The sequence below is a fragment of the Citrobacter europaeus genome (genome assembly GCF_037482245.1).
Classification (GTDB): domain Bacteria; phylum Pseudomonadota; class Gammaproteobacteria; order Enterobacterales; family Enterobacteriaceae; genus Citrobacter; species Citrobacter europaeus.
This window is the reverse complement of sequence record NZ_CP148084.1, coordinates 1,065,096-1,089,762: the sequence shown is the minus strand read 5'-3', so window position 1 is coordinate 1,089,762 and position 24,667 is coordinate 1,065,096. Positions and strand designations below refer to the sequence as shown.

Sequence of the window (24,667 nt, the reverse complement as noted above, 5' to 3'; positions counted from 1 at the left end):
CAGTATGGCGGTATCAGCACGTAATCAATTAACCGGTACGGTGAGCGCAGTCGCTACGGGCGCAGTGAATGATGAAGTTGAACTGACGCTGGCTGGCGGCGCAAAACTGGTCGCGATTGTAACCCATAGCAGCCAGCAGGCGTTGGGTCTGGCAAAAGGGAAAGAGGCAATTGCCCTGATTAAAGCGCCGTGGGTAACGCTGGCAACAGAAGACTGCGGCCTGAAGTTCTCCGCCCGTAACCAGTTTGCCGGTAGCGTTTCCCAGGTCACTGAAGGCGCAGTCAACGCCACGGTACATATCAAAACTGACGCAGGCTTTGAGATTGTTGCCGTCGTCACCAACGAAAGTCAGCAAGAGATGAAACTGAGCCAGGGAAGCCGCGTTGTTGCGCTGATCAAAGCCTCAGCCATTCTGATTGCCACCAAAGCGTAATCACCATTCGTCAACGCATGGCCAGTTTGCCCGATAGCGCTGTGCTTATCGGGCCTACGCGGCAGGAGCGCTTGCTCTCGTAGGCCAGATAAAGCATCGCCGCCATCCGGCATAGAATTACTTCTTCCGCTGGTATTTCTCTGGCAATTCCGGTACCGGACGTTTGTCATCAATCAGATGACGCACGGTCAGAATCGGATGACGCCAGAGCATTCTTGGTCCAGCCCAGCGCATAATTTGCTTCATCTCTTCGCGTTTAGCAGGTTGATAACAGTGCACAGGGCACTGTTTACAGGCCGGTTTTTCCTCACCAAATACGCACTTATCGAGGCGCTTTTGCGCATAGGCAAACAACGCATCGTAATGCCCCGGCTCGTCTGAAGCCTGCGGACACTGGCTTTCATACAGCGAGATCATTCTCTGGATCGTCATTTTTTCACGTGCAATACGTTTGCCGGACATGATGCCTCCACAATTAAGTTGCATAAATAATACACCTTAACAGTGAAGGCAACCATCACATGAGATCAATTCCCCACGAGAATGACTAAATTGCCCTGCGTTTATAAGGACGGTAGTGCGGTAGCCAAAAGTTATCGTTGATGCTCTGCAACAGCGCGTCGTCGCTCATCTTCTCTGCCACACCTGACTGCTGCGCCGCCTTGCCGACCTCGAAGGCAATGCGGCGCGTCACGTCGCAGATTGTCCCAATCTCCGGCAACAGAGCGCCTTCCCCGTTACGCACCAGTGGAGAAGCATCGGCCAGCGCACGGCTTGCCGCCATCAACATAGCTTCTGTTATTCGCGCCGCGCCGCTGGCGATAGCCCCCAGACCGATGGCCGGGAAAACATAAACGTTATTACACTGCGCAACCGGAATGGAACACCCATTAAATTCAACCGCATCGCAGGGACTGCCTGTCGCGATGATGGCCCGTCCCTCGGTCCAGCGAACAATATCTTCTGGCCGCGCTTCCATTCTCGAGGTGGGATTCGACAACGGCATAACAATCGGCCGATCGCAGTATTGGTACATCGTGCTAATCACCTCCTGCGAAAATAATCCGGCCTGGCCCGACACACCCAGCATCACCGAAGGTTTGGCATTGTGGATAACCTCCAGTAACGACGGTGTCTGCCCCTCATACAGCCAGTCAGATAAGGCCACAGGAGGCTGCGCCAGCGGTTGCTGGAAATCCGCTAATCCATGATTGGTGGTCATCACCAGACCGTCGCGATCCACCATAAAAATGGTCCGTCGGGCTTCGGCCTGGCTCATTCCTTCAGAGATGCGGCAGGCGATAATATGTCGGGCGATCCCACATCCGGCAGCACCCGCGCCCACAATCACAATCGATTGCTGACGGAAATCGCGGCCGCTGCCACGACAGGCAGCAACCACGGTCGCCAGAGCCACCGACGCCGTGCCCTGAATATCATCATTAAAACAGCACAGCTCATCGCGATAGCGGTCCAGTAACGGTACAGCGGTATGCTGGGCGAAATCTTCAAACTGCAGCAGAACGTTAGGCCAGCGCCGTTTTACGGCAGCAATAAACATACCAATGAATGCGAAGTAGTCTTCGCCAGTTATGCGCGGATGACGCCAGCCGATATAGCGCGGATCGTCCAGCAGTCGCGTATTGTTCGTACCGACATCCAGCAGAATGGGTAGCGTATTCGCCGGATTAACCCCGCCACAGACGGTATAGAGCGACAGTTTCCCGATAGGGATCCCCATACCGCCAACGCCCTGGTCACCTAGTCCCAGAATGCGCTCACCATCAGTGACGACGATGACCTTGATATCGTGTCGTGGAATATCATGCAAAATATCGTCAATACGATCGCGATCGGGCCAGGAAATAAAGACACCACGCGCCCGACGATATATCCAGGAGAATTTTTCGCAGGCAGCCCCGACTACTGGGGTATAAACGATTGGCAACATCTCGGGCAGGTACTTTTTCAACAGGTAATAAAATAAAGTTTCGTTGGTATCCTGGATATTACGCAGGTAAATATGTCGAGCGTTGTGGGATTCAGCCTCAAGATATTGTTGATACGCCCGCTCAGCTTGTTCATCAATATTCTCAATCGCGCAAGGCAGTAGCCCACTCAGGTTAAAGTCATGTCTTTCTTGCTGCGTGAAGCTACTTCCCTTGTTTAATAACGGAGACTCAAGCAGTAACTTCCCCGTAAACGGGACGTATAAAACATCGTTTGTCACGTTGCCATCCATAAATTACAACCAGATAAAAAAATAAGAGCCTGCATTAACAGGCTCTCGGGATTCAAATCAGGACATAGTTGGCAACCAGCATCGCCGCGATACCGGCCAGCGCTGGAAGCAGCGTTCTTCTGACAATCATAAACGGTGAGCATTCCCCTGCCTTGCTTACCGCAATAATGATGCCAGCCACCGGAGACATTGAGCGCCCCATTCCCGCCATCAACTGCATTGGCAGGATCATATTGACAGCGCTCTCACCGAATTTTGCCGCAATCGAAGGTGCCAGGCCGGAGAAAGAGAAAAAGGCTGCAACGCCAGAGCCAGTCAGGACGGCGGTGACGCCCACCAGCGCGGTCATTACCAGCGTCATGCTGGTAAAACCCAGCCCTGCGTTTTGCACGGACTGCAACAGGTAGTCCACCGCACCAATTTTCTGCAGCCCCTGGGCATAAATATCCGCACATACCAGCAAGGAAACGATGCTGGTAAACATGCTGCCCATCCCTTTGAAAAAGACCTGTAATCCTTTGCAGCAGCTTTTGAAATCTCGGGTAGCCACCAGTTCGAAGAAAAACGCGACGACCGCGCCAAGGATCATTGCTGTAACCACGTCAATTTTGATGGATTTGATAACCAAAGGGCTAAAGACCAGCACCAGTACCACAGGCAGGACGGGCAACAGCGCATAAATGACGGGCACCTTACGGCCTTCTTCTTCCGCTTGTGCTACGCTTTGCGCTCCAGGAACAAAGCCATCTTTTTTGTCGAAATACTTCGCGCTGAAGTAAATCACCACCGCCACGGCCAGCATTACGACCACCGCCACTGGCATCTGGTAATGAGCAAAGTAGATAGCGCTTTCCATGCCAGCATGCTTGGCTGCCAGATTCGCCGTACCAACCGCGGGCCCTAAATCCATAAACGCGCACAGACCGATCATCGCGGCCGCGGAGGCTTTACTGACTCCCAGGCGTACCAGGACCGGGAAGAATGTTACCAGCAGCAACATTGCCAGACCTGCCGCACTTGAAATTGCCACGTGCAGAAGCTGTGCGCAGATATACCCTAACGCAAGGATCAGGTATGGCGCTTTAATCACCTGCAGCGGTCGAATGCACATATTCACCATCGCGTTCGACGCTTTAATGTGATCCATATAGCTGGCAAATCCACCCGCCGCCATGATGATAAGACCAATACCCGCGATTTGTGTGGTAAGCGATTCTTTTGCAAAACTAAAGATATCCAGCCAGGTTGACCCCGTGGATTTTGCTTTATCATAAAGAATGCTGTTTTCAGGATAAAACAGTACGGTAATGGTCAATAATGCCAGTCCAGCGAGTAATAGAACAGTTTGCGGCTGATAGTTTTTCACAATTAACCATGCAGCAATAACTGTTATCACTATTGCTATAATAAACGCCGTCATAATAACAATTCCTATGCCATACAAATCGGGTAGGGTTATCTGTCATATCATCATAGCTTATGTAGGATAGTAAAAAATCACACCTATATATAAGCAGCTATAATATGCACGTAAATTTAACGTATTACATACTCAAATATTGAGATTTAATTGTAATGGGTTGTGTGGTTGTAAAATACGGGAAAGGTGTTTTCCCACCACTTTTTGTGAGTAAGATCGCAACTCATCTGAATGCGGTCGCATCCCTTAGAAAAGGCTGGATGCGGGTTTCCAACATATTCATTCTATGATTGACGTCGAAAGCGTATTACCCTATAACAACGTTGATATACAGCAGCCATCGGGTGTTATCTATGTACAAAAAAAACACGTTAAGTCTGGATGAGTATAACTCACTTACTCTTAATATGGGTGATCTGACTGAATCTGAGTGCCGACTTAATGAGTACATTAATAAACACTTCAATGAACTCCCCTATCATGGCATTGTTGATCTCTCGCAAAATGCGATGGTAAGCAAAGCCACCATTGGCCGATTTTTAAATAAAATTGGGTTTACGGGTTATGCTGCTTTTCGCAAAGCATTAGACATTACGCTATCAAAAAATAAAATATCCGCACCCTTTGAGAAAAACATCAAACTACGTAACAACCCCAGCATTACCACTGAAAGTATCGTTACCGATTTCACCCACAAAGTATCAGAATTATTTAATCAATTTAAAAATAATATCGATATTGAAAGCCTTAATGCGTTTATCGATCTGGTATTGAACAATCAACGTCATATTTATGTCGTCGGCCCTTCATCATCTCATGCAATGGCAACGCACTTTTGTACACTGCTAAAGTACTTTCGCAGTGACATCACCCTGTTACCGACGGACATCAGCGAACTCCCCAAATGCCTCCTCAATATTGAGGAGGAGGATGTCTTGATTGTGTTCTCCTACTACCGATTTAACCGGGTAGCGCTCAATATTGCAAAGTGGTTCAGAAAAAAGAATGCCGTCGTGGTCCTGGTTACCAACTCAGAGGCGAATCCTTACGGTAAGTTCTGCGATCTGCAGTTCGTTCTTCCCAGCGACGTACAATCCATTTTTCAAAGCCGTATTCTTGGCTTCTTTTTTATCGAACTTATATTGCATCTGGCGTATGAGAAAGGTGATAGCGAGGGGAATTTTGCCCAACTGGAGGAGTTGTTTGTCTTTTTCGAAACATTTTCAGCATCAGCCCACAATACTTAGACCCACCAGCAGCCAGGAGTGTTCTCACTCCTGGCAACAGGATGCATCAGGCTATCTCTGGGGTTTTCACGCGATCGAACTCAGCTATAGTTTCAGCGATTAGCGCGTCGTTCGCTCCGATATATGACAGCGGCTCGCAGGCGTCGGCAATTTCCTCTACAGATAATGATGCGCGGATTTCCGGGCTAGCCTGGACAATCTCCATGAAACTCTGCTCACCGTTTGCATGCTTCAGCAGGTCTTTAACTAAGTTATAGGCAGACTCTCTGCCAATTTTGGCGGCAAGCCTCATCGTCAGCGATTCCGACATAATAAAGTGCTTCGAACAGTCAAAATTGGCGCGCATCTTCTCTTCATTAATAATGAGATGCGCAAGCAGATTCTTTGCGCGTGTCAGGCTGGTCGATAAAGCATTAGAGGCCTCCGGGAGGATTGTCCAGTTTAATACCCTCATTGAGGCAGCCCGTACGTCCTGTTGATCCAGCATTGCCGGGGCGCCAGACGCATACATCCATCCCATCCTTGCCAGCGTTTGCATCATGTTACTGGCACGCGGATTAACTTTGTGCGGCATCGTGCTCGACCCTCCGCCGCCCTCACCTTCAAGCACTTCAGCAATCGGCGTGCGTCCCATTGTTTCGACATCGTTGGCCAGACGACACAGCGTGCCGTGAATAAGGGCAAAAAATTGCACGACTTCAACAACCGCATCCTGGCTGGCATTATTAATGCCGCAGGGCACGTTCAGACCCAGCGCTCGCATCAGCCGTTCACGCGTTTCCATTCCCTGCTCGCCCACCGAGGCCAGATTACCTACCGCGCCGCCAAAGAGCCCGGTGACCGCGCGCGGGTACAGCTGCTGGAGTCTTATCAGATGGCGGTTAACCTCCGCCAGATAACTACAAACATGTAGCCCCCATGTTGTCGCAGAGGCATCCACCGAATTGGTGCGCGCAACCATCACCGTCCTGGTATGACGTATTGCCATCGCTTTCATCGCTTCGCCAACATCAAGTAATTGCTCGCGCAGCAGATGCAGCGTTTGTTGTAGTCTCATCGCCATGCCAGAGTCCAGCAGGTCCTGAGTGGTACATCCCCAGTGCAGAAACTGGCTGACCAACGGTGTGCCGCAAGCAGAGATCTGATCGATCAACGGTTTTATCGCCATACCAACCGTCTGCGTTTCCTGCGCCAGGGCCGGCCAATCTATCTGTATATCCCTGCACGTTTTTTCAATTTCGACGGCGGCTTGCTCAGGGATAATCCCCAGCTCGCCTTGCACGCGAGCGACAGTCGCCTCAAACCGCAACCAACACCGCAGCAGATTGTCGTCAGACCATATTTCACGCATCCGCCCCTGGGTGAACAATGAAGAATAAAGATCAGAATCAAATACCGTTGTTTGCTTACCGAACATACAGCGCCTCTCCGGCCAATGAATGCGTCAAAATCGAAAATGTGATTAATCAAGTTTGCGGGATCTGTTTTCCAAATTATAGGGGAAAATAGTATTCCCACCCCAAAAATGGCCATGAGAATGCAATATTCCCATTTTCATTTTTATCACCAAGTAGAAGTGCGATGTACTTCACAGTAATTTGTGAATTACATTTTAAACAACTGCAATATTTCCAAAAAAATGCTTATTAAATATAAGAACCATTAATACAATAGTGAAATCGGAGATATTTATGCGTGAACAATCACATTTCATCACGAGAAAAAATGATTCCCATACCGCTGACATTCCATTTCCACAAACAATTACCTCGCTGTGAAATTCATTTTTATGGTCAGGAAATTTATGCTTGTTTGAGGGATGACATGAAGCTAAAAAATTATTCACTAATATTACTTATGGGTATGAGTTCCTCGGCGTTCGCCTTAAACGTCTATAATAAGGATGGCAATACTCTGGATATCTATGGCCGCGTTGAGGGCAAAATAGCAAGTGGCCAGAATTCATTTGCCGGCAGTGAAAGCCGAAGCGATCTGGGTGGCCGTGTAGGTATTTATCTCACCCGAGATTTGGATATTCTGCCAGAAACTAAAATCGTGGGTCGTCTGGAATGGCAGGTGCGTACCGAAAAAAATGATAACAATACCGGTGAAAGCGATATGGAGGCCCGCTATTCCTATGTCGGTCTGTCAAATAAAACATGGGGTGAACTGATCACCGGGAGAACCAAAAACCCGTTGTATCAGGTAATGAAAATGACCGATAAATACAAAAACTTCACTCCCAATATCTATAGTTATGGTATTACAACCATAGATGATTCGTACCAGTTCAACCGCCAGGACGGCACCGTTCAGTGGAACGCCAAATTTGCCGGTAACGAAATTCAACTGGCATGGGTCTCCGGTAATGGCAACAGCGACAACGAAGCCCTGGATTACGGCGCGATGGCCAGCTATCGCAAGTCTTTCAAATTTGGTGATTTTAGAATTACACCAGCACTCGCGGCCAGTCGTTACAAACGACAGGATGGCGTAGTGACCACCGATGGGCGTAACCAAAACGATCAAATTATGGGAGGGTTACAACTCGGTTATAAAGCCTATGAGGTCGCGGTAACCGCATTACGGACTTCTATTTCCCGTGATAACAATAGTGATAATAATTATAAAGGAATGGATTCGCTCATTTCCTACAACTTTGGCACCGTCAAGGTACTCACCGGGTATAGTTTTTTAAATGAAGACGGTAAAGATATTGCTGAAAAAGAAGACTGGCGTGCTGAGGCGCAATTAACATTGGCTGAGGATACGTGGTTATCATTTACTTACGATAAAGAATTCGCCAGTAAGAACAAAAAAACCAATGATGATGCGCTTATCGTTGGGCTCCGTTACGATTTCTAAGAGATAACCGATGAAAAAGATTACTTTGCTTGCCGCAGCAACGGCCCTGGCACTGAGTAGTATCTGCGCTCACGCTGATACATTATTAGCGCCTTCCGCACATGCGAAAATGGATGGCGAGAATAAAATCGTCGCGCTGTATGGCAACTCGTTCACGTTCTATAACAACAATATCAATACCCGATTACGGGATTTGACACAGTCTTTATTGCCTGACCATGCAAAAGGGTATAAGTATCGCGGGATCACGATTTCCAGCGGCCATTTAGGCTGGCAAATTGAGAATATGCGCTACCAGAACACGCTACAGAAATGGGATGTAGTGGTATTACAGGGGAACTCCACAGAAACGATTTCAAAGAAAGAAAGTACCCGACAAAACTTCGTTGATTCTGCAACCCAAATGGCCAACATGGCACATCAAGCGGGTGCAAAAGTCGTCTATTTCATGACCTGGCCGAAAAAAGACAAACCCGAAGATAGCCAAAAACTGGCGGACGCTTATATCTCTATTGCGCAGAAAACGGGAGGTTATGTCGCTCCGGTTGGCCTGGCTTTTGAGAAAGCGCGCAAAACCCATCCGGAGATAAATCTGTATTATCATGATGGTGTACATCCTTCAATTTCTGGAACGTATCTCGCCGCATGCGTATTCTTTGCCACCCTGTATAACCAGTCTCCGGTCGGTGGCGCGCTTCCCGTTGATACGGACATGACCCCTGCTACCGCCAAAACGTTACAACAGATTGCATGGGACACCGTCACTGAGTTCCAGAAGTCGTAATCATCAGGTAATTCATCACCGACACGCCGGCAATTCTGTCGGCGTGAAACGCATTATCCCCCGCCAATTCCTTAGCTCCCTACGCAAATAAGAATTATTTTCATTTATTTATACCTTGTGCTATATAACATAGCAAAGGCTATATTCGTTGATAAATTAACCACTTTGTTGTGAGGGATACTATGCCGCATCTGCCCCATCTGAAATCATTTCTCCTTGCCAGCGCGTTAACGGCGCTGACGCTGTCCCCCGCCTGGGCGAAAGAAAAGTTCAAAGTGATAACCACCTTTACGGTGATTGCCGATATGGCCAGCAACGTAGCGGGTGACGCGGCGGACGTCAGCTCCATCACCAAACCCGGAGCAGAAATTCACGAATATCAACCCACGCCGGGAGATATAAAACGGGCGCAAGGCGCGCAGATTATTCTCTCCAACGGCCTTAACCTCGAACTATGGTTTGCCCGCTTCTACCAAAATTTGTCCGGCGTACCGGAAGTGATGGTCTCAAACGGCGTGCAGCCAATGGGTATCAGCGAAGGGCCGTACAACGGTAAACCAAACCCGCATGCCTGGATGTCAGCGGAGAACGCGCTTATCTACGTGGATAACATTCGCGATGCGCTGATGAAATACGATCCAGACAATGCCGCCACCTACCAGAAAAATGCGCAGAATTATAAAGCAAAAATCCAGCAGACCCTGGCGCCATTGCATGCAGAACTGGCAAAGCTCCCTGCTGATAAACGCTGGCTGGTCACCAGCGAAGGCGCATTCTCTTACCTCGCGCGTGATAACAACCTTCAGGAGCTGTATCTGTGGCCAATCAATGCCGATCAGCAAGGCACGCCCAAACAGGTACGCAAGGTGATCGATGCGATCAGAGCGCATCATATCCCAACGGTATTTAGCGAAAGCACCGTGTCCGACAAACCAGCACGTCAGGTTGCCCGTGAGTCTGGCGCACATTACGGCGGCGTGCTGTATGTCGATTCGCTCAGTGCTGCCGACGGCCCGGTTCCGACCTATCTGGATTTACTGCGCGTTACCACACAAACCATTGTCAACGGCATCAATAAGGGCCTGGAGAGACAACCATGAGTCACTCTGCGATTACCGTAAATCAGGTTACGGTGACGTATCGCAACGGTCACACCGCATTGCGGGACGCCACTTTTCAGATACCGGGCGGCTCAATTGCCGCTCTGGTCGGCGTAAACGGTTCAGGAAAATCAACGCTTTTTAAAGCGCTGATGGGTTTTGTCCGCCTGGCGCAGGGGGAAATATCTATTCTGCAACAGCCGGTTAATAAGGCGCTCAAACAGAATCTGATTGCCTATGTCCCTCAGTCAGAAGAGGTGGACTGGTCGTTTCCGGTATTGGTGGAAGATGTCGTGATGATGGGACGCTTTGGCCATATGGGGTGGCTGCGTCGGCCAAAACAGATTGACCACGCCTGCGTGGATGCGGCGCTGGCGCGGGTGGATATGCTGGACTATCGCCATCGCCAGATAGGTGAATTATCCGGAGGGCAGAAAAAACGCGTTTTTCTGGCAAGAGCCATCGCGCAGGACGGGCAGGTTATTTTACTGGATGAACCCTTCACCGGCGTGGATGTGAAAACCGAGGCCCGGATCATCGACCTGCTGCGTGAACTGCGTGATGAGGGGCGGACCATGCTGGTCTCTACCCATAATCTGGGATCCGTCACCGAGTTTTGTGATTACACGGTGATGATTAAAGGCACGGTGCTGGCAAGTGGACCAACCGAAATCACCTTTACTCACGAGAATCTCGAGCTGGCATTCAGCGGCGTACTGCGTCACGTTGCGCTGAGCGGCGGTGAACAACACGTGATTACCGATGATGAACGCCCGTTTATTTCGCGACGCGCGACAAGCGAGGGTAAATAATCATGAACTGGCTGACGGAGCCGTTTGGCTACCAGTACATGCTCAACGCCATGTGGGTCTCGGCGATGGTCGGCGGCCTGTGCGCGTTTCTCTCCTGCTATCTGATGCTCAAAGGCTGGTCGCTGATTGGCGATGCGCTGTCGCACTCTATCGTTCCGGGCGTTGCCGGAGCTTATATGTTAGGGCTTCCCTTCGCGCTTGGCGCATTTCTTTCCGGCGGACTGGCGGCGGGCAGCATGCTGTTTCTCAATCAACGTTCACGCCTGAAGGAAGATGCCATTATCGGACTGATTTTTTCGTCCTTTTTCGGTATCGGGCTATTTATGGTGTCGCTCAATCCGATGTCGGTGAACATTCAGACCATTATTCTCGGCAACGTGCTGGCGATTGCGCCGGAAGATATTCTGCAACTGGCCATCATCGGCGTTATCTCGCTGACTATCCTGTTTTTGAAGTGGAAAGATCTGATGGTGGTCTTTTTTGATGAAAACCACGCGCGGTCTATCGGTCTGAACCCGGGCCGGTTGAAGCTGTTATTTTTTACGCTGCTCTCCGTTTCCACCGTCGCCGCACTGCAAACCGTCGGCGCATTTCTGGTGATTTGCCTGGTGGTGACGCCCGGAGCAACGGCCTGGCTGCTGACCGATCGTTTTCCTCGCCTGCTCACCATCGCCGTCGCTATCGGCAGCCTGACCAGCTTTTTCGGCGCCTGGCTGAGCTACTGGCTGGACGGCGCAACCGGCGGAATTATTGTCGTTCTGCAAACGCTGCTGTTCCTGCTGGCATTTGTCTTCGCGCCAAAACACGGTCTGCTGGCGAATCGCCGCCGAGCCCGTCTGGTGAACAAGGAGCAAGTATGATCTTAACAATGCTGCTGGAACCTTTTCAGTTCAGCTTTATGGTCAATGCGCTGGTCATCTCCACTATTGTCGCCGTCCCCTGCGCGCTGCTGTCGGTATTTTTAGTACTCAAAGGTTGGGCGCTAATGGGCGATGCCATGAGCCACGCGGTCTTCCCAGGAATTGTGCTGGCATGGATTGCAGGTATCCCGCTGGCAATTGGCGCATTTATCGCCGGGCTGTTCTGTGCGGTGGCGACGGGCTATCTCGACGATAACAGCCGTATCAAACGCGATACTCTGATGGGGATTGTCTTTTCGGGCATGTTTGGTGCGGGACTGGTGCTGTACGTCTCTATCCAGTCAGAAGTCCATCTCGATCATATCCTGTTCGGCGACATGCTGGGCGTATCGTTAAGCGATATCATGCAAACAGCGGTTATCACGCTGGGAATAGCGCTTATCATCGGACTTAAATGGAAAGATCTGCTGCTGCATGCGTTCGACCCGCATCAGGCAAAAGCCAGCGGGCTTAACACCGCACTGCTGCATTACGGCCTGTTATGCATGATAGCCCTGACGATTGTCGCCACGCTAAAATCAGTCGGGATTATTTTGTCGATCTCCTTGCTGATTGCGCCTGGCGCCATTGCGATTCTAATGACGCGAAAGTTTTCTCACGCCTTGTGGCTGGCGGTGGTTATGTCGGTTATTACCTCGTTTATGGGCGTGTATCTGTCATTTTTCATCGACAGTGCTCCGGCCCCTACCATCGTCGTACTATTTTCCCTGCTGTTTGTGATTACCTTTATTTATTCCACCCTGCGCGACCGCCGTTTAGAACGGCGACGCCTGCATGATGTGCTATAGGGCTAATCAGCGCCAGCTTAACAGCGGGCTGAACGCCTCTCGCCCCACCAAAGCGCGCAGCGCAGGCAGATGGCAACTGCGCGCCAGAAGCGGCGGAACGGCAAAAATGGTGTCGCTGGAGAGCATCACGTTCTCCAGCTGTCCCCAAAAGTACCAGCCGGTATCAACGCCGCTGTCAGGAACGCATAAATGCAAGTGTCTGCCCTCCTGCGGCTCATCGGCAATACCCAGCCAGTGACTAAAGCGCGGGATTTCCGGTACAACATGCGTCACCAGCGCGCAACGTCCAACCTGGCTGGCCGGAATATAAAAATTCTGCGAACCCAGCGTGACGCGCACCGCTGCAAGGTTAGTGAGAGCCGTCATCGCCACGGGTCTCCTGATAACGATCAAACACCAGATTCAGGTCGAGCAGCGTGAACCAGGTTTCCGTCACGTTAACCACACCCACTGCGATCGTTTGCAGCACCGAAGGCAGCGAGTCTCCCGGCAAATGAATCTGGCTTTCAACAACGTCCAGCACATCAATCAGTTTGTCTATCAGGATCCCGCTTTGCATTTTTTCGGCACAACCAATCAGGATGGTGCGTTTACCTGCCAGATTGACGGCAGGGGTGTCGATCAGGCTGTCCAGCCTCATCACCGACTCGACTCGCCCGCGGTAATTAATGACCCCTTCAAGCATTGGCGGGCAACAGGGAACCCAGGAGATCGGGCGCTCTGCGAGGATCTCTTTAATCTGCGCGCCGTAAAAAGCAAAATTCTTACCCGCCAGTTGAAATAACACCAGCGTACGCTGCGGCTCATCAACGTTTTCACATTCCGGCTTTTCGCCATGATTCAGCGCGAGAATGTGCTCCAGCTGTTGGCTCATGTTTTCTCCTTTTACTCAGCAACGCAGAAGGTGTTGCGGCCATTTTGCTTCGCGGCGTATAGCGCTTGATCGGCACGTTCGCGCAGCGTTTCGATCCGATCGCCAAACTGCCACTGCGCAATACCCGCGCTGAAGGTGCTGTGAAAGCTGACATCATTGACGGAAAACGTGACCTGTTCGTAATCTCTACGTAATCGTTCGACCACCCGCGCCGCCTTGTCACTGCTGGTATTAGGCATGATGATGACAAATTCTTCACCACCGTAACGCCCCACGATATCGGTGCTGCGTAAGCGATGCGAAAACAGCTGCGAAATACCGACAATCACCTGATCGCCGACCGCATGACCGTAGGTATCGTTAACGCTTTTGAAGCGATCCAGGTCCACCATCACCATGCAAAACGGGTTGCCACTGTAGTTCGACTCGGCAATCGCGCTTTTAAGAAAATGGGTGGTCGTCGAGTGGTTATATAACCCGCTCAGGCTGTCCTGCGACATGCGGGCACGCAGGACGCGCATTCTTTCCGCGCGGATCGATACGGCTCGAATCAACTCCTCTGGATCGGCCTGTTTGAGAATAAAATCCTCCGCGCCAATACTCATCGCTCCCAACTGCGCATGCTTGTTGGTCTCGCTGGAGAGATAAGCGATAGGCAGGCCAATATGTTGCGGTATTTGCCGAATCAGTTTTGTCAGTTCCTCGCCGCTGAACTCCGGCATGTGGTAATCCATCAACACCAGATCGATCGGTTGCGCATTCAGCACGTGCAGTAAATAGTGAGGTTTTTCCAATACATGTACTTCCATTCCCGCCATGCGCAGCATTTCGGCGTTGTACTCCGCCACCGCCGGCTCGTCATCGATCATCAGCACCTGATAAGGTTTTCTCAGCGACGGTTGAGTCAGGCGGTGAAGTTCCTGTACTAAATCGGTAATCGAAGCCGGTTTTACGTAGTAACCATCACAGCCGGATTTAATGGCGTTGATGCGGGCGTTAAAATCGCTATGACACGAGAGAAACAACACCGGGAAAGGTTTACCCACTTTGCGCTTCAGATCCGACATCGCCAGCGGCCCACCGTAGGCGTTGTCCGGAAAGCTGACGTCCATAATCACCACGGCAGGCGGTTGCAACAATACGGCCTGACTAAAATCCTGCGTGCTTGCGAACACATGGCAGGTAAAACCAAAGCAGCGCAGTTGAGTAGCGAGCAGTTCAACCTGGTCGAGGTCATCATCACACAGGTAGATAGGCTTGCTGGCCCGCCGAACATATCCCTCTTCCGGGCGTTGCGCGGCGATCGGTAAAGTAAAATCCGTATCGCTGATACGATGCTCAAGGTTGAGCTGCTCCTGAGTCAGGGTGTACAACCAGCGTATGATTCGCCGCAGCTCATCGTAATGCAGCGTGCCAGGCTCCGTTTCTGGCTCCGTCAGTAAACGCTCACCTTCTGCTGAAGCATTCGCCAGCGGGCTAAAACCAAATGACCCCGCCGAACCGTGGATACTGTGCAACAGAATATGCAACTGTTTACGACAGGCTTCGCTGGGCTCTGCGACCAGTTGAACGAGTAATCTTTCCGCTTGCGCCAGCATGTCGGGGATTCGACGTAAAAACCCCTGGCGCAAACGCGCTATTTTTTCCTGCGCAGCCGCCATCGCTATGTGTTTATTTTCTTGTTTCATCACACGCCCAGGCTTATTTCGTAACCGCAGGTGGCTGCAGTAGCGCGTTCACCGCAGCCCCCAGATTTTCCGCAAGGTTTTCATCTTTTTTAACCCAACGGTCGTACGCAACGTCGCTGGCCGTCACTTCATTGGCACTCAGTAAAATAAAAGGTTTGGACCAGTGCTGAGCGCGTAACAACGCCAGTAAATCCAGTCCGCTAATCTCTGGCATATGCAGATCGCTAATCACCAGGTCGATATTGTTGTCCGAGTCCAGGCTTGCTAAGGCGGAAATCGCGCTTTCCACAATCACCACATCGTAGCCATCCATTTGCAAAAAAATAGACGCTAGTTCGGCCGCAAAAAGATCATCATCAACTAATAAAATTCGCATCTTCTCTCTCGATTTTGCGCCATCAGCACAAAAGCATTTTTAATGTTTTTATCAAACTGTCCTGCTCGAAATCGCCTTTGGCGATGTAGGCATCCGCCCCCACCTGAATCCCTCGCCGCCGGTCCTCTTCCTTTGCGCGGGACGTCACGATGATGATTGGCGTGTGCTGATAATTTTTCTCTCCTCGCAAGGATTTGGTGAAGGTGAAACCATCCATAAACGGCATCTCGACATCCGTCAGTACGGCATCAAACTGGGTCAGTTTCGCTTTTTGCAGTCCAGACAATCCGTCTTCTGCCAGCGTGACCTGATAACCGTGCGCTTCCAGCACATTCTTTTCTATCTCGCGGGTATTGAGGGAGTCGTCAACCACCAGCACGTGCCAGGCATCCGGCGTAACGTTTGTCGCCGGTGCGGGTGCCGTGGTTTGTCGCGATTGCTGCGCCATCGCCATCAGCGCGGGGACTTGCAGAATGCTGACCAGTTGGTTTTCCGGCGTTTGTACCATCCCGGAAACCAGCGACTGCTGCTGCATATGCTTCGGTAACGGTTTGATCATCATCTTGCGTTCATCGAGCAGCTTATCCACCCGCAGCGCCATTTTGCTAAACTGGTTTTGCACCACGATTAACCGCTGCCCAGCCGGTGGAGAACTTCCCTGACGCTCATTAATACCCAGCAAGGCGCCTGTGCAGACCACCGGGATAAACTCGTTATGCAAAATAATGGCGGGTCGCCCGGCAATATCGCTAATTCCCTGCGCCGTGCACTCCACCACCTCGACCACATACTGCGCGGCCAGTCCGAACAGGTGTCCCTGCTCTTCAAATTGCAGAATGCGCATCATCGTTAGCGAAACAGGCAGACGCAGACTAAAGCTGGTTCCGATGCCCGCACGGCTATAAACCTGCAAATCTCCTTGCAGATCGGTCACCACCGTTTTGCGCACCACATCAAGGCCCACGCCGCGACCGGAAAGCTCGGAGACTATCTTGCTGGTAGAAAAGCCTGGATGAAAAATCAGCTCATTACACTCCTGCTCGGAGAGCTGCCCGGCCATGGAAGCAGGAACCAGACCTTTACTGACCGCCTTCGCGCTGATGGCCTCATAGTTCAGACCGCGACCGTCATCTTCGATACGCAGTAGTATCCCACTGCCGTCCTGTTGGGTAGTGATGGTAATGGTGCCACGCGTGGATTTACCGAGCGCCAGACGTTCATCGATCTCGCCAATCCCGTGATCGACGGCGTTACGCAGTAAATGCGTCAGCGACTCCGATAAGCGGTCAATCAGCTGACGATCGATTTCCACTTCTCCGCCGACAAAGCGGCATACCACCTGCTTATTCAGCGTGGAAGCCAGCTCACTGACCTGCAGCGAAATCGGTTCAAACAACGTTGAAAGCGGCAGCATGCGGATCCGTGCCGCCACGTCGTACAGTTCAAACATTTGCAAATGCTGGAGCTGGACGCTCTCTTTCAACTGCGCGCTGAAATCGTGGATCTGCTGGCGAAGCTGTTCGGCACTCAGGCCTGGCAGTCGCGGGACCAGTTGACTCAGATTTTGGATCTGTTGCTCAAGGCGGTCATGCCCGGCGAGAACTTCCCCCAGGATGTCGATCAGGCCATCGAGCTTATTCAGCTTTACCCGCACGAAATCGGCCTGCTTAATGCCGGAATCCATGCTGGCTGCAGCTGCAGGCGTTGGGGTGCCTGGTTTTTCCGTTGCCCCTGCACCTTCGACCGCCAGCGTGACAGCCTCTCCCCGGCTGGCGCGGGCAAGGCGTTCGCACAGCCCGGCGTCCGCCGGTGGCAACTGATTATCCCCTTCACTGACAAAAAGCTGCGTCAACTGGCCGGAGAGATACTCCACGGACTCATGAATCAGATTGCCCAGCGCCCTGTCCGGCGTCAGTTTGTTATCACGCAGCTCACTCAATACATCCTCAAGATGATGAGTGACATCGGCGATACTTTGCAGTTTCAGCATCCGCGCGCCCCCTTTCAGGGTATGCGCGGCGCGAAACATCTCGCCTATCCAGGCTTCCGTATCCTCATCAGCGGAGAGGAGAAACGCCCCTTCGCTGATCGTCTGCAAATGACCTCTCCCTTCATCAATAAAGCGCAGAACGAATTTTTTTAGACAGATAGCCATAATCGCTCTTATTAGCCACTTTGGTGGGCGAATTGCGCCAGTTGATGTTCACACAGGAAACGAAACGTATGGCCTGGAAAAACGATCGGCAAACGCAGACGACAAACCGATGATGGATTGTTCATTTCAGCATTCAGTAACTGCATTACCACGCGATAAGTCCGTTGTGCGGGCTGGCGCAGCTCGCTTTGTCGATACATTTCGGCCAGGTAATAGTGTGCCGGCCAGTAGCCCGGTTCCTGATAAACCACCTGTTTGAACCAGCCGATAGCCTGCTGCGTCTGGTGTTGCCACATCATCGCCAGGCCGAGCAGCATTTTGGCCTCTGCCGACCACTCATCCTGCGCGAGGATCTGCTGGGCGTTGCCGGCTGTCTGAGAAAATTCACGTTGCTCAAGGGCTATCACCCCCTGGATCAGCAGCGCATCCTGATTACGGGGATCGTCGCGTAATACGCAGGCGATACACTTTTCGGCTTCAGAAAAACATTTCTCATCGAGACAGGCGCGTGCTTTCTTCAGCCAGTCATTATTCTGCTGCACCGTTGGCGCGGAAGCGTCCTGTTCAACCATTGTTCTCGGCGGCGCAACGCGCGATGCAGCTAGGGGCACGGGCGCGACCTTCGCCGCTTCGCGATGGTGACAAAAATAGAAAATGCCCTCTTCCTGCTCCAGTTTTAGAATGTCGAAATTGTTGGCCAGCGTTTCTGCATTGCCAAAAAATAAGGCCCCCTGCGGCTGTAACATCTTCAATAAATTACCGTGCAGTTCACGACGCGTTGGCGTGTCGAAATAGATGGACACGTTGCGCAGCAAAATGATGTCCACTTCCGGCAGCAACTGCTCTTTTATAATGTTGGTGCGATGAAAGGAGACTTTCTCACGAATCTCATCATGCAGCCGGTAGAGGTTTCCCGAGCGGGTAAAGTAACGTTGCTGAATACTCGGGTCGACGCCACGAAACGAGTAGCTTGAATAGCAGGCGTTACGGGCTTTTGCGAGGATTGCCGGGTCAATATCACAGCCGTAAATTTCAATACGCTGCGCCATCGCGCCGAGGAATTTCTCATGCAGCTTGATAGCCAGCGAGTAGGCTTCTTCCCCCGAGGAGCATCCGGCACTCAGAATACGCACCGGGCCGCTACGCTGTTGCAGCAGACGTGGGATCCACTTGTCACAGATTAAATCCAGCGTATCGCTTTCACGGAAAAAATAGGTTTCGTTAATCGTAATCAACGTAATGAAGCTATCAAACTCGTTCTGCGAGATACGCAGTTGCTCGTAGTATTCATAGTAATCACTGATTTTTCGCTCAGCCATTCGCCGACTCAGCGCCGTTTTCAGCAGTGCTTCCATGGCGTTATCGAAGTGTAAACCGACCCGTTCTTTGATCAGACGGGCATAATCAGGAAGATTGGGGATCATAGCAATTTACTCTCAAAGCGCCCGTGACACGCCATTGCAAGCAACACTTTGGCAAGGCCATCCAGTGGGATCGTGCGGTGTATCAACTGCTTGTCGATCGCGTTCTTATTCATACCAAATACCACCGAACTCTCTTCGTCCTGCGCCAGCGTTCTGCCGCCTCGCCGGAAAATAAGCTCGATGCCGCGACAGCCATCGCTGCCCATCCCCGTCATAATCAGTCCGACGGCTTTTTCGCGAAACACTTCAGCCACCGACTCCAGCAACAGATTGCAACTGGGATGGTAAACGTCACTTTCCTGTCTGGGGATCGCCGCCAGACGCTGGTTGTTTTTGACGATCAGATGCTGCTCCGGCGGTAATATATATACATACCCGGCCTGTACCCGATCGTCTTCCTGCGCCAGTCGTACCTTCAGCTCGGTCACGCTGTCGAGCCAGCGCACCATATCTTTTGCGAAACCATCAGCTATATGCTGGGCGATTAGCACCGGACACGGGAACGTACCGGGGAGTTCCTGCAATAGCTTACTCAGCGCCTGCGGCCCACCCGTCGAGCAGGCAATCGCCAGCACAAAAGGCCAGTCCTGCGGCGACTGTGCGGCATCCGTTGTCGGTCGTGCAGTTGGCATCACCGGTTCACCTGGATGGCGTAATCCCTTGATATGACGAATAACTTTCACGCCAACCAGCAATTCTACTTTGCGATGCAGGGCGTCCGTTGATAGCGGGAAATCACTGCTATGATGCAGCACCGCCAGCGCACCGCGTGAAATGTAATCATCATCCCATTGTTTTTCTGGGCAAAATCTCATGACCAAAATGGGGATGGCGCTGGTTGCCATAATCGTTTCGACAACCTCGACGTTATCGGCGCTTGAGGTATCCAGCGTCAGAATCAGCAGATCGGGCATCAGCTGTTGCAACAACCGAATCGCCAGCCGGCGATGGGCTGCTTGCCCCACCACCTTAATATGCGGGTGATCCTCCAGTTGTCTGACCAGCTCATTACGCGACGCGCTGCCCAGGTCGAGGATCAGCACCCGAATGTTGCCGCTATTCATGCTTCTGCTTCCGTCAGAGTGAATGAGGACGACGCCTCTTTCAGCGCTTTCGACAACTGCGTCATGTCCTGGCTGACAACCAGAATGTCTTTGATGGACTGCGAGGTATAGTTACTGGCAACGACAATCTCTCGCAGCGCCATAACCACCTGATTACTTGCTGTTTTCTGCTGCTGGGTAGACAGGGATATTTGCAGCGCCGCCGTCGAGGTTTGCTCTGCAGTCACAACGATATCATTCAGATGCTCGGCGCTGACTTTGCACGCTCTGGCGCCCGCTTTGATGCTCTCGCCGCCTTTTTCGGCGTTCAGCACCAGGCGATTGATTGCGTTTTGGATCTCGCTGATCTTATTCTCAATCTCAACCGTCGATTCCGTTACCGAGTCGGCCAGACGGCGGATTTCCGCTGCCACCACCGAGAAACGCTTACCGGCTTCCCCGGCGCTGGCCGCTTCCAGCGCGGCGTTAAAGGCGATCAGTTTCGTTTGATCCGCGACGCTGTTAATGATCACCATCACGCGACTGATTTCCGTCGACTTATTGCCGAGCATCATGATTTCACGCATGTTTTGCTGATTGTCGGTGTCAATATCCGTCATGCGCATCAGCAACTGCGACATCGATTCTGAACCTTTATTGCAATCATCAAGGGTCTGATTGGCGATATCCACAACCGCCCGCGAATGTTCAGCAATTTGCGTGGAAGACGCTGACAGTTCCTCCATGGTAGAGGTAATTTCAGCCACTGAAGAAGAGGTTTCCACGCTGGTTGACGCCTGACCATCTACCGCCTCGGTGATGTGCAGCGACGCCTGATGCACCGAATTCGCATGAGAAACCATACCACCGACCAGCGAGTGCAAACGCTGGCGCATCGTTTCTACCGCGCTCAGCAACTCGCCAATCTCATCGTGATGATCGACCTGCACATCCACCGTTAAGTCGCCTTCAGCGATACTCTGCGCAATCCCCAATACGCGGTTTAAGCGCCGGGAAATCAGGAAGCGGCTGGCAACGGCAATCAGCAATAAAATGATGGGCAGCAGCAGCGCGGTGAATAACAGCAGACCGTTACGCACCAGATTGCTGCTTTTGGCGACATCGTCAACGTAGTTGGTCGTTGCGATTATCCAGTTAATCCCTTCAACATATTCATAAACGGCGACTTTGGTTTTCGGCAATGCGCCATAACCGCTCACCCAGTTGTAATAGGTGATGCCATTTTTATGTTCGAGCATATCGGCAAATAGCTTAAAACCATTGGCATCAGTAATATTAATGGCCTGCTGGTTGTTCAATGAGGGATGGACCAACATCCGACCCGGTTCAAATCCGGCATCCAGTACGTAGGCATAGCCATCTTTGCCAATATGCACATTCAGCAAACGCTGAATAATCGGTTGCAGACTTTGTTTGACGTCAAAACCTACCGCAACCGCCCCAACCACCTGGCCATATTTATCGGCAATCGGTTCATAGTGACTAATAAACTGCTTACCAAATAGCGTCACTACGCCGGAAAAAGGTTTGTTCTTCAAAAGTAACGGTAATGCCGGGTTGTCGCGCCCCAACGCCGTTGCGGTTGCCGTATTGCCTGAACTTGCCAGCAAGGTGCTACTAACGCGCACAAACTGCTCGCCTTGCAAAATAAACGTGCTGGCAAATACGCTGGTTAGTTCGGTGAAATGCGCGTTGGTGTTCGGGTTACTCAGGACCGCTTTTAATTCAGTAGAGTCCATGTAACGCAGCGGTTTATTAGCAACGTTTTGGTAGTTGTTGATATAAACATTGCTGTAATGCTCCGCATCGCGTGTCACTCGCTGGAATTCGTTAGATATGCTGTTGTGGAATATACGCGTGTTGGTCTTAATCATCTCCAGCGCATTGACCTGCAGTTGTCTGGAAAGATAAGACGATAATATAAAAGAGGCGCCAATCAGCAATGTTGCGATACAAACCACCAGAATCATGCCGAGCTTCATCGCTACACCGGGATGGATATTGTGTAGCCAGGATAGCACCCGAACGCGCGGCCCCACACCGCTGGCACCCGCCGTTCGATTTTTCACTTTAATAATGTCACTCATATTTTTTATTCTCTACCTGAGAAGAAATGACTCTTTTTGGTCATAAGAAGTTCGCGCTCTGCTTATTCCAGCGAAAGCAGCGGCGTAGGCTTGCCAATGTGATATCCCTGTAACCACCCCACATCCATTTTTTCCAGACACGCCTGAATCGTAGCGTTTTCAACAAACTCGGCGACAACCTGCATATTTTTCATTTCGGCAACGCGGCAGAATGACTCGACGATGTAATAGCTGATTTCACTTTCGGTGATCCGTCGAATAAAAGAGCCATCGATCTTCAGAATATCTGCTTCGATATTCATCAGGCGGGCATGACTGGCAAACCCGGTACCAAAGTCATCAATGGCTACCCGACATCCCAGCTGGCGTATTAAACGAAGCGTTTCCACGGTTTGCTCTTTGTCTGAAAGCGTATCGGCTTCCGTTATCTCAAAAATAATCCGCTGCGGCTCGACCGCGTAATCGTGCAGGAGCTGGGTGAGCTTCGCGATAATATTGGAGCGACATACCGTCACCGGCGCCAGGTTGATGGAAAAACAGCGCTGCGGATGGTTACGCATAAATTTCAGGGTATTTTCGATAACCCAGAGATCGATATCAGGCGCCAGCCCCGCATCATGGGCAACCGGCAGAAAGCTGTTCGGAGGAATAAATTCCCCCCGTTCGTTGAGCATGCGGATCAATATTTCATGATACGGCGCTTCACCATTGGTACTGACGATTGGCTGCGCCATCAGCACAAACGTGTTGTTATCCAGCGCATTTTGCAGCGCAGTGCGAATTTCCGTTTTATCGACAATGTGGTTGCCGAGGATCCGGCTATGCTGCGCCTCAATGTTTTCCGGCCTGCCGTTGGTCAGCGATAAACCCGCCACCATGCCCAGCTTCCCCACCAACTGATAAATGTCATCACTGAGATCGTTAATCAGGCAATAGCCCAAACCGCTGCGAAAACCCAGCCGATGGTTATTGTAAAAAAGCCGAAAACTATTGGCCGCCTGGTACAAGTCGCATAGCCGTTCCCAGGTACTATTTTCAAGCCGAATCAGCAGATCGTAACCCGCGTGGTAATAGACTTTCTCGCTTTTAACCAGGTGTTGGCGCAGATGGTCGGCGAGGATCTTCTGATAGCGGGCGCGAAAATGAAAGCCATAGCGGCGCGAAAACAGCTCCAGCTCCGGAATTTGTATCAGGCACACCGTCGCGTGCTCAGTCGTAAACAGCTCCGTCTTCAGCGCACGCAGATTCGCCATACCCGTCATCGGATCGGTCAGGCCGAGCAGAAGCGCCTGGTTAAATCGCTGGCGGGTAAATTTGGCCAGCACTCCCATGATCACGATGGTAAGCGTAAAGACAAAGATCAACGTTGAAACCAGCGCCTGATGCTGAATGAAGTCCACATCGCTGGCGAGATAGCTGTCGTTATGTTTGCCTAAAACGATTACCACGATGGTCCACACCAGCATGGTGAACAAATGACCAATTTTAATGGATCCCCACAGCATTAACGGGAACAGCAAGATCAGGCTATAGAGAGAGAAAAAGACGTTCAGATTGTCCGGTGATGTTAAAAAGAACATCAACACAAAGAGTAAGGCACACCATGAAATAGCGCCAAAGGCGCTGATATTGCCTTTACATTGTGCAGCAATTGCCCGCCAGAAAGTCAGCAGGAAAGATGGTCGACGGATGATTCGATATATCTTGTAAAATAAAGGGATACCCGTCAGACAGCCGTTGATGCTCCCCTGAACGCGTACCAGCATACCCAGACTTAACGCCGGAAAGTTATCCACATCCGGGCGTTGACCATGGGTGACAAATATGGCAAAGATTTTACCCAACACCAGATACAGCAGGACGTTATAGCCACACAGCCAGACCAGACGATTAAGGCTGATTTTGATACGACCAAAGCTAACGCAACTGCGTCTGCCCGTGACTCTGCGGTAAGCGGCGTAGCTTAAGGTGGAAGCCACGATCAGGCACAACGCATCTACCCGTTGGTTTTGCGGGCCGATCGCAAACATGACGGTAAGGAACAGAACAAATCCCGGTATCACCCGAAAACCAAACAAGACTAATGCAGCAGAAAATACGGCCAGCCGGAGATCGTAAACTGTTAAAATAGTATTATTGATAATACTGTAACCGTTAAGATATTGTGCCAGCGGGTAAAAAAGGCCAGGTAACGCAAGTGGCAGACACCATTCCCGAATGTTTTTTACCGTGTTTGTATTTATTATTGCGTCCAAATCAATTTATCCGCTATGCACTATACCAATAGGACTTTAATCCAGACTCGAATGTCACAAACAAATCCTTTTGGGTCAGTCGATGCACCATAGCAAAATTGTCAACATTGACCGCGCACTGAGAAAATAAAAT

The 24,667-nt window shown here is 51.1% G+C and carries 21 protein-coding genes; 8 read left to right on the top strand and 13 right to left on the bottom strand.

Translation table 11 applies throughout. The features are described from left to right. Positions 1-4: 4 nt before the first annotated feature. Positions 5-433 (top strand): TOBE domain-containing protein, encoded by a 429-nt coding sequence (locus tag WHR59_RS05055; RefSeq protein WP_003825890.1) that lies wholly within the window; start codon positions 5-7, stop codon positions 431-433. 117 nt (positions 434-550) lie between these two features. Here the strand turns inward: WHR59_RS05055 and WHR59_RS05050 are convergent, their stop codons facing one another. The 3 genes from WHR59_RS05050 to dcuC all read right to left on the bottom strand — a co-directional run bounded on the left by WHR59_RS05050 (position 551) and on the right by dcuC (position 4,095). Beyond that, positions 551-895 carry a nitrous oxide-stimulated promoter family protein gene (locus tag WHR59_RS05050; protein ID WP_003825888.1) on the bottom strand — a complete coding sequence of 115 codons (345 nt, stop codon included), beginning with the start codon at positions 893-895 and terminating at the stop codon, positions 551-553. 85 nt (positions 896-980) lie between these two features. Further along, positions 981-2,675, bottom strand: coding sequence for an oxaloacetate-decarboxylating malate dehydrogenase (locus WHR59_RS05045; RefSeq protein WP_193145238.1), 1,695 nt, complete (start codon positions 2,673-2,675; stop codon positions 981-983). Positions 2,676-2,727: 52 nt separating this feature from the next. Further along, the gene (gene dcuC, locus WHR59_RS05040) at positions 2,728-4,095 is read right to left on the bottom strand and encodes a C4-dicarboxylate transporter DcuC (protein WP_043017348.1); all 1,368 of its coding nucleotides are present in this window, start codon (positions 4,093-4,095) and stop codon (positions 2,728-2,730) included. Between the two features lie 353 nt (positions 4,096-4,448). Between dcuC and WHR59_RS05035 the strand changes: the two genes are divergently transcribed. After that, positions 4,449-5,342, top strand: coding sequence for a MurR/RpiR family transcriptional regulator (locus tag WHR59_RS05035; RefSeq protein ID WP_080626186.1), 894 nt, complete (start codon positions 4,449-4,451; stop codon positions 5,340-5,342). A 46-nt stretch (positions 5,343-5,388) separates the two neighbouring features. On the opposite strand, the gene WHR59_RS05030 is transcribed toward WHR59_RS05035, so the two are convergent. Then, on the bottom strand, positions 5,389-6,759 hold the full coding sequence (locus tag WHR59_RS05030; RefSeq protein ID WP_213732301.1) for a class-II fumarase/aspartase family protein: 1,371 nt from the start codon (positions 6,757-6,759) through the stop codon (positions 5,389-5,391). Positions 6,760-7,166: 407 nt separating this feature from the next. On the opposite strand from WHR59_RS05030, the gene WHR59_RS05025 reads away from it, so the two are divergent. The 6 genes from WHR59_RS05025 (at position 7,167) to sitD (ending at position 12,611) form a co-directional block, all read left to right on the top strand. Beyond that, positions 7,167-8,207 (top strand): porin, encoded by a 1,041-nt coding sequence (locus WHR59_RS05025; RefSeq protein ID WP_047409196.1) that lies wholly within the window; start codon positions 7,167-7,169, stop codon positions 8,205-8,207. Between the two features lie 10 nt (positions 8,208-8,217). Beyond that, positions 8,218-8,991, top strand: coding sequence for an SGNH/GDSL hydrolase family protein (locus WHR59_RS05020; RefSeq protein WP_087051254.1), 774 nt, complete (start codon positions 8,218-8,220; stop codon positions 8,989-8,991). A 182-nt stretch (positions 8,992-9,173) separates the two neighbouring features. Next, positions 9,174-10,091, top strand: a complete 918-nt coding sequence (locus WHR59_RS05015) for a metal ABC transporter substrate-binding protein (protein ID WP_338843662.1) — start codon at positions 9,174-9,176, stop codon at positions 10,089-10,091. Then, on the top strand, positions 10,088-10,903 hold the full coding sequence (sitB, locus tag WHR59_RS05010) for an iron/manganese ABC transporter ATP-binding protein SitB (RefSeq protein ID WP_043017354.1): 816 nt from the start codon (positions 10,088-10,090) through the stop codon (positions 10,901-10,903). Before WHR59_RS05015 ends, sitB begins: the two co-directional genes overlap by 4 nt. Positions 10,904-10,905: 2 nt before the next feature. After that, on the top strand, positions 10,906-11,763 hold the full coding sequence (gene sitC, locus WHR59_RS05005; RefSeq protein ID WP_047409186.1) for an iron/manganese ABC transporter permease subunit SitC: 858 nt from the start codon (positions 10,906-10,908) through the stop codon (positions 11,761-11,763). Beyond that, complete coding sequence (sitD, locus tag WHR59_RS05000; protein WP_047409183.1) at positions 11,760-12,611, top strand: iron/manganese ABC transporter permease subunit SitD; 852 nt, start codon at positions 11,760-11,762, stop codon at positions 12,609-12,611. Before sitC ends, sitD begins: the two co-directional genes overlap by 4 nt. A 6-nt stretch (positions 12,612-12,617) precedes the next feature. Here sitD and WHR59_RS04995 read toward each other — a convergent pair whose 3' ends face one another. From WHR59_RS04995 to WHR59_RS04955, 9 genes are all read right to left on the bottom strand, one after another. Beyond that, the gene (locus WHR59_RS04995; RefSeq protein WP_043017357.1) at positions 12,618-12,977 is read right to left on the bottom strand and encodes a hypothetical protein; all 360 of its coding nucleotides are present in this window, start codon (positions 12,975-12,977) and stop codon (positions 12,618-12,620) included. Next, complete coding sequence (locus tag WHR59_RS04990; RefSeq protein ID WP_080626183.1) at positions 12,961-13,485, bottom strand: chemotaxis protein CheW; 525 nt, start codon at positions 13,483-13,485, stop codon at positions 12,961-12,963. Before WHR59_RS04990 ends, WHR59_RS04995 begins: the two co-directional genes overlap by 17 nt. A gap of 11 nt (positions 13,486-13,496) precedes the next feature. After that, complete coding sequence (locus WHR59_RS04985) at positions 13,497-15,173, bottom strand: diguanylate cyclase (protein WP_075145719.1); 1,677 nt, start codon at positions 15,171-15,173, stop codon at positions 13,497-13,499. Between the two features lie 13 nt (positions 15,174-15,186). Further along, positions 15,187-15,549, bottom strand: coding sequence for a response regulator (locus tag WHR59_RS04980; protein ID WP_043017360.1), 363 nt, complete (start codon positions 15,547-15,549; stop codon positions 15,187-15,189). 22 nt (positions 15,550-15,571) lie between these two features. Further along, a complete protein-coding gene (locus WHR59_RS04975) occupies positions 15,572-17,704 on the bottom strand; it encodes a hybrid sensor histidine kinase/response regulator (protein ID WP_080626182.1) in 2,133 nt (710 codons plus the stop codon). Positions 17,705-17,715: 11 nt separating this feature from the next. Then, on the bottom strand, positions 17,716-19,128 hold the full coding sequence (locus WHR59_RS04970; RefSeq protein WP_080626181.1) for a CheR family methyltransferase: 1,413 nt from the start codon (positions 19,126-19,128) through the stop codon (positions 17,716-17,718). Beyond that, complete coding sequence (locus WHR59_RS04965; protein WP_075145716.1) at positions 19,125-20,192, bottom strand: chemotaxis protein CheB; 1,068 nt, start codon at positions 20,190-20,192, stop codon at positions 19,125-19,127. Before WHR59_RS04965 ends, WHR59_RS04970 begins: the two co-directional genes overlap by 4 nt. Next, positions 20,189-22,279: a methyl-accepting chemotaxis protein gene (locus WHR59_RS04960; RefSeq protein ID WP_047409170.1), complete on the bottom strand. Its 2,091-nt coding sequence runs from the start codon at positions 22,277-22,279 to the stop codon at positions 20,189-20,191. Before WHR59_RS04960 ends, WHR59_RS04965 begins: the two co-directional genes overlap by 4 nt. 62 nt (positions 22,280-22,341) lie before the next feature. After that, entirely contained in the window at positions 22,342-24,534 is a 2,193-nt protein-coding gene (locus tag WHR59_RS04955; protein ID WP_338843655.1) for an EAL domain-containing protein, read from the bottom strand. Positions 24,535-24,667: the final 133 nt, after the last annotated feature.